Below are 6,545 nucleotides of genomic sequence, written 5' to 3'. Positions count from 1 at the left end.
GCCCGTACCAGACGACGAAGACCCGCTTCGAGGGCTCGGACACGGCGCAGAAGCTCGTGAACCGCTCCGGCCCCATCCCCCATGCGTAGCCTGCGCGAGCAGTTCCTCCGGCACCGCGAGGCCGGAGTGCTGATGGTCGCGGTCGCCCTCGGGCTGTACTTCACGTCGGTGACCGAGGTGTTCCTGACCCGCGACAACCTGGTCAACATCACCCAGGCCGCCGCGCCCACCGCGATCGTGGCGTGCGGGACGGTGCTGCTGCTGGTCAGCGGGGAGATCGACCTGTCGGTCGGGGTGGTGGCGGCGCTGGCGCCGTTCATGATGCACTACGCGATCGACTTCTGGGGCGTCCCGGCCGTGCCGGCGATCCTGCTGGCGCTGCTGACCGGGACGGTCATCGGGCTCGGGAACGGGTTCGTGACCGTGGTGCTGCGGGTGCCGTCGTTCGTGACCACGCTGGGCACGTTCTACGTGGTGACGGGGATCGTGCTGACGACGTCGCACGCGTACCCGGCCGAGATTCCACAGGCTGTGGACGGAGCCATCGGCTCGTGGCTGGGGGCCGCGCCGTGGGCGCACCTGTGGTGGGCGCTGGGCATCGTGACCGTGCTGCACGTGGTGCTGACGCGGACGAGGTGGGGGTTGCACACGATCGCCGCCGGCGGCAACCCGCTGGGTGCTTCAGAGGCGGGGGTTCGCACCAGCCGCATCAAAATCGGAAATTTCATGATCGGTGGGACTCTGGGGGCGTTCGCCGGGGTGATGGAGGCGTTCCGGATCCACACCATCGACCCGAACATCGGCGGCGGCACCGGGCTCATGTTCACCGCCGTGTCCGCCGCCGTGATCGGCGGCACCGCGCTCGCCGGCGGCTCGGGCACGATCGTCGGCGGCGCCCTCGGCGCGCTCGTCCTGGCCATCCTGCAGAACGGGATGAACCTCATCGGCATCTCCGCCAACCCCTACTTCCTCATCCTGGGGAGCGCGATCCTGCTCTCCATGATCGCGAACGTCACCCTCACCAGGCTGCGAAGGGCCGGGCGGACATGACCGAGGTACTGCGTACGGAATCGCTGGTCAAGCGCTACGGCGCGGTCACGGCGCTGCGGGACGTCAGCCTGACCCTGCGGCGCGGCGAGGTGCTCGGGCTCATCGGCGACAACGGCGCGGGCAAGTCCACGCTGGTCAAGCTGCTGTGCGGGTTCCACCAGCCGGACGCGGGCCGCATCCTGCTGGACGGCGCCGAGGTGACGCTCAGGTCCGTGCGGCAGGCCCGCGAGCTCGGCATCGACATCGTCTACCAGGACCTGGCGCTGATCAACGAGCTCAGCGTCTACCACAACATGTTCCTGGGCCGCGAGCACATCGGCTTCGCCCGGCTGCTCAACAACCGGCGGATGCGCAAGCTGGCCACCGAACACCTCCAGGCCATGGGCGTGCGCATCCCGTCGGTGGACGTCGAGGTGGCCAAGCTTTCCGGCGGGCAGCGGCAGGCCATCGCCGTGGCCCGCTCGGTCTACTCACGCTCGCGCATCCTGCTGCTCGACGAGCCGCTGGCCGCGATGGGCGCCAAGGAGGGCGCCATGATCCTCGACCTCGTCAGCGACCTGAAGGCGCGCGGCGAGATGTCCATCGTGATCATCGCGCACAACTACGCGCAGATCCTGGAGGTGTGCGACCGGGTCAACCTGCTGCAACACGGGACCATCACGTTCGACAGGCCGACGGCGGAGACCTCGCTGACCGAGCTGACGGACCTGGTGGTCGAGGAGTACCGGCGGGCGCGGATCAGCGGCGACCCTGGCTGAGGCTCAGCCGAGCCGCACGGTGACCGTCGCCGAGGCGCCCTCCCGGCCGGACAGCCGCTCGAACCTGAGCCCGCCGCCGGTCAGGAGGGCGTCGCCGCCGAGCAGCGCCGTCACCGGCCTGGCCCAGGTCAGGGTCAGCTCTTCCAGGTCGCAGCGGGGGTCGGCGACGGTCACGGCCGTGGTGCCGTCCGGGCGCTCGCGCGTGAGGACGGCGCAGGGGGCGGAGGCGGTGAGGCCGCCGATCGTCCCGGCGTTCCAGAAGCAGGCGGCCGTGAGCCCGAGGCCCGGCACGTGCACCGCCTGGAGGCGGGCCGTGTTGGCCGGCACCCGCACCAGGCCCGCTGATCGGGCGCGGGCCCGCGTCTCCTCCTCCCCCGCACCCGGCAGAAGCAGATAGACGTACGAGGCCGCGGGCGGATCGATGCCGTGGTCCAGCCAGAGCGTCACGTAATCGCGGCCGTTTCGGCGCTCCCGCAGCGTCCGCAGTTCCTGGCCGGGCACCAGGTAACCCCCGTGCCCGTCGAGATGCGCCCACCCCTGCCCCACCGTGAGCCGCCCGGAGGTCCTGCGGTTGTCCACGATCGTCTCGACCGCCACCCCGTCAGCCCCGGTGATCCCCGCCCCCAGGCAGACGACCGCGTCGTCGAGGAAGAACCACGACTTGAACGCCTCCATCGTGCTCTCCAGGCCGCTCAGGTGCTGCCCCACGGCCGCGTACGTGCCGTCGCTCGCCCCGCCGACCCACCGCCACGGCGTACGCGTGTCACCCCACCCCGCACCGGCCCCGTCGGGCAGCCGCAGCGTGGACACGGTGGTGCCGGGCAGCCGGTACGGGTCCACGGTCGGCCAGAAGGAGTCGGAGTACTGGTCGCCGTGCCCCTCGGCCCACCAGTAGAGCATCCCCGAGCCGGTGTGCCAGCCGCGCAGGTTCTCGCCGTTGCCGTGCTCGTAGTGGCCGACGCGGTGCGAGGCCATGCTGAGCGCCGCGCACCAGCCGGGCCGCCGGTGCACGGCCCTGGCGCTCATCGGCAGCAGCCGGTGCCCGGCCGGCTCGGCCGCCGCCGGGATCGCGCCGTCGGCCACGACCGTCGCCAGGCGGGCGTGGAAGGCGGGCTCGGCGGCGTGCTCCAGCATCGGCTGGGACGTGCCGCGCGCCGCCCACCCCTTGACCATGGCCTGCCAGCCCGCCCGCTGCCCGTCCGTGGCGCTCTCGCCGAGCAGCAGCACGGCGGCGGCGATCTCCCGCCCTCGCTCGTGGTCGCCGAACGGCCGCCTGCCGACGCTGCGCCCGCGTACCAGGTCCATGCAGGCGCCGTCGTGCACGAACGGCGCGAACGAGCGCTCGACCGTGTCGAAGATCCGCCGGTCGGCGAGTTCCCACGGCGAGCCGCGCAGCACCGCGTAGAGCGTGGCCAGGCCCGACAGCAGCGTCACCCCGTACGCGCCCTGGTACGGCACCCACGAGTGCTGGATGAACGACCCGTCCCGGTAGAACCCGTCCCCTTCCGAGACCGTCGCGAACACCGGCGACAGCGCCGACACCGCCAGCGCCGCCCTGGCGTGGTCGTCGTCGAGCATGGCCCGCAGCAGCGTCACCACGCACAGGTCCACCCGGTTCGCGGCGGTGCTGTTGCCGGAGTAGCGGCGCAGGCGGCTCGGCGGGACGTAGTGGTCGACGGCCTCCGCCAGCGCCGGGCTCCACGTCCCGACCAGCAGGGAGGCGTCCATCAGCGCCTTCGGCACGCCGATCTGCCAGTGCCACCAGTTGCCGGTGGCTGCTCCGCCCGCCGGGTACACGTGCCGGAGGTAGTGCTCCACGCCGTCGGCGACGGCGCCTGCGAGGTCCGCGCCGGCCAGGCCGAGCGCGTACGCCTGCGCCATCATCCGCAGCCGTCTCGGCGTGGCCACGAACGAGGGGAACGCCTGGTCGGGCCAGAGCGAGCCGGGCTTCGGCGCCATCGTCGCGCGGTGGCGGGCGGCGGCCCGGCCCAGTGCGGCCAGCCGGGCCCGGTAGCGCTCGGAGTCGTGCCCCGGGCCCGCCGTCACCTCCCGCCAGCGGCGGCGCAGCAGGACGAACGTGTCGTCGGGCGTGTGCGCCGCCCGCGCCGGCGCCAGCGCCCCCAGCGTGCCGGCCGCGGCCACGCCGCCGAGCCGGAACAGTAATCGTCTGGAGGGCAACCGCACGCCTCGATTATCACGCCCGGCGCAGCGCGGTGAACCAGTCGAGCACCTCGGGCAGCGACCGGAAGGCCTCCCACCCTGCGCTCCGCCGAACCGGCGGTAGGGCCCTGCCCTACCCGTCAGAGGGGCAGCACGGCCCCCGCCCGCTTGACGGTCCTGATGATCGGCGCAGTCTCGATGTGCCGGATCGCGGGCAGCGCGCCCAGGCTGTCGTTCAGGTAGCGGTAGAGCGCCTCGTCGTCGCGGCAGACGATGCTGGCCGTCAGGTTGGCCGGCCCGGTCGTCGCGCCCGCGAACGCCACCTCGTGGTGACCGGCCAGCGCCCTGCCGGTCGCGTCGAGCTCGGCGGGCGGCACCGACATCCACAACTGCGCCTCGACCTGGTAGCCCAGCAGCGCGGGCAGCACGTCCATGTCGAAGAAGAGCGCGCCCGCCGAGCAGAGCTGCTCCATCCGCCGCCTGACGGTCGACTCCGACCAGCCCGTGGCCGCCGCCAGGTCGGCGTAGCCGGCGCGGCCGTCGCGGGACAGCTCGTCCAGCAGCGCCTGGTCGCCGGGGCCGAGTGTGATCTGCTCGTCCTCGCGCCTGCGGTAGACGCGGCCGTCCGCCAGGTGGGCGACCTGCTCCGGGGAGAGCACGGCCAGCCCCTGCCAGCCGACCCGCCCGCCCACGAACGTGTGCAGCGTCCTGTGCGCGGTGACCGAGAGCACGCGGTTGGTCCTGGCGAGCTTGCTGAGCAGCAGCGACTCGCGTTCGCGGGCCGTGCGCTGCAGCGTGCCCGCGGAGATCTCCGTGCCGCCGGACAGCAGGTGCACCCAGAACGTGTCCGGCCGCCGCCCGAGCGCCTCGGCGATCGCCACCGCCGCATCGGGCGTGCAGCGCAGCCTGATGGCCCACGACTCGTAGCCGAGGCGCCGCCCGTCCACGACGCCGACCACCCGCAGCAGGCCGGTGGAGCGCAGCCGCCGGTAGCGGCGCGCCACCCGCTGGTCCGACACGCCGAGCACCTCGCCGACGCGGCTGAAGGAGGCCCTGCCGTCCACCTGCAACGCGTGCAGCAGCCCGCGGTCCACCTCGTCCAGCTCGATGATTTCCACCATCACAAGCTAGCCGACACGGAAAACCACCAGAAGGGCGGCTCGGAGTGGCGATTGCCCCCACACCGACCGCACCGTGGTCGCCATGACCAGAACACAAGCACCGGAGACGGCCACCGTCTCCTGGGCCCCCTTGGTGGCCGCCTGCCTGGGCGCCTTCATGCTCCTCGTGGACGTGACCATCGTCATGGTCGCGCTGCCCGGCATCACGGCCGACCTGGGCATGTCCTTCACCGACGCGCAGTGGCTGCTCGACGGCTACGCGCTGGCCCTGGCCGCGCTGCTGCTGGCCGCCGGCTCCTACGCCGACCACACCGGACGCCGCAAGGTCTACCTGAGGGCGCTGGCTCTGTTCGCGCTCGCCTCGCTCGCCTGCGGGCTGGCGCCGAGCGCCGGGCTGCTGCTGGCCGCCCGCGTGGTGCAGGGCGTCGCCGCCGCGGCCATGATGGCCACCACCCTCGCCCTCATCAGCGCCACCTACCACGGCAGGCAGCGCGGCCTGGCGTTCGGCGTGTGGGGCGGCGTGAACGGGGCCGCCGCGGCCGTCGCGCCCGTGCTCGGCGGGCTGCTCACCGAGCACCTGCACTGGCGGGCCATCTTCCTGGTGAACCTGCCGATCAGCCTGGCCGCCGCCTGGCTGACGCTGCGGGGCGTCGAGGAGTCGCGGCTGCCCGGCGGGGCCCGGCTCGACTGGGCGGGCATGGCCACGTTCACGCTGGCGGCGGGGGCGCTGACGTACGGGCTGATCGAGGCGGGCGAGCACGGCTGGGCGGCGGCCCGTACGCTGGTGCCGCTGGCCGTGGCCGCGGCGGCCTTCGCCGCCTTCCTCGTGACCGAGTCGCGCAACGCGCATCCCATGCTGGACCTGCGGCTGTTCGCCGGGCGGTCGTTCAGCGGGATCATGGCGGGGGCCGGGCTGCTGATGCCGGCCGCGTTCGCCTGCCTGGCCTTCACCTCACTCTGGCTGCAGCAGGACCTGCGGCTCGGCCCGGTGATGGCGGGGCTGGCGCTGTCGCCGATGGCGGCCACGTCGCTGGTGTCCTCGGTGGTCGTCTCCCGGCTGTTCCCCGGCCTGTCGCCGCGCTTCGCCCTGGGCGGCGGGCTGCTGCTGATCGGCGCGGGCGCGCTGCTGCAGGGCATGCTCGGCGAGCACTCAGGCTGGGCCGCGCTGGCGCCCGGCCTGACCGTCACCGGCCTGGGCGTGGGGCTGGCCGTCCCGTCGCTCAGCTCGGCCGCCATGACGTACGCGCCGCCGCGGCGCGCCGGCATGGCGGCGGGCACGGTCAACACGGTCAGGCAGCTCGGGTACGCGCTCGGCGTCGCCCTGCTCGGCCTCCTCTACCGGGACGGCGGAGGGTACGCCGCGCTCAACGACGTCTACCTGGCCAGCGCGGTCACCGGCGTCGTGGCTGCCCTGCTGGTGCTGGTGGCCGTCAGGGGGACGCGCCGCGGCTGAGCC

Annotated in this window: 5 protein-coding genes; 3 read left to right on the top strand and 2 right to left on the bottom strand. The window is 73.4% G+C overall.

From position 1 onward, the window contains the following. Window positions 1-81 precede the first annotated feature (81 nt). Together FXF51_RS44245 and FXF51_RS44240 are read left to right on the top strand one after the other, a co-directional pair. A complete protein-coding gene (locus tag FXF51_RS44245; RefSeq protein WP_148440778.1) occupies window positions 82-1,050 on the top strand; it encodes an ABC transporter permease in 969 nt (322 codons plus the stop codon). Next, window positions 1,047-1,808, top strand: coding sequence for an ATP-binding cassette domain-containing protein (locus FXF51_RS44240; protein WP_148440777.1), 762 nt, complete (start codon window positions 1,047-1,049; stop codon window positions 1,806-1,808). The genes FXF51_RS44245 and FXF51_RS44240 overlap by 4 nt, the downstream gene beginning before the upstream one ends. Before the next feature lie 3 nt (window positions 1,809-1,811). Here FXF51_RS44240 and FXF51_RS44235 read toward each other — a convergent pair whose 3' ends face one another. Together FXF51_RS44235 and FXF51_RS44230 are read right to left on the bottom strand one after the other, a co-directional pair. After that, on the bottom strand, window positions 1,812-3,992 hold the full coding sequence (locus FXF51_RS44235) for a polysaccharide lyase 8 family protein (RefSeq protein ID WP_148440776.1): 2,181 nt from the start codon (window positions 3,990-3,992) through the stop codon (window positions 1,812-1,814). Between the two features lie 116 nt (window positions 3,993-4,108). Then, window positions 4,109-5,089 carry an Lrp/AsnC family transcriptional regulator gene (locus tag FXF51_RS44230; RefSeq protein WP_148440775.1) on the bottom strand — a complete coding sequence of 327 codons (981 nt, stop codon included), beginning with the start codon at window positions 5,087-5,089 and terminating at the stop codon, window positions 4,109-4,111. A gap of 82 nt (window positions 5,090-5,171) precedes the next feature. Between FXF51_RS44230 and FXF51_RS44225 the strand changes: the two genes are divergently transcribed. Continuing rightward, window positions 5,172-6,542, top strand: a complete 1,371-nt coding sequence (locus FXF51_RS44225; protein ID WP_148440774.1) for a DHA2 family efflux MFS transporter permease subunit — start codon at window positions 5,172-5,174, stop codon at window positions 6,540-6,542. Window positions 6,543-6,545 lie beyond the last annotated feature (3 nt).

It is taken from the genome of Nonomuraea sp. PA05, assembly GCF_008086045.1.
In the GTDB taxonomy this organism is placed as follows: Bacteria; Actinomycetota; Actinomycetes; order Streptosporangiales; family Streptosporangiaceae; genus Nonomuraea; species Nonomuraea monospora.
This window is presented reverse-complemented; position numbering and strand designations above follow the sequence as displayed.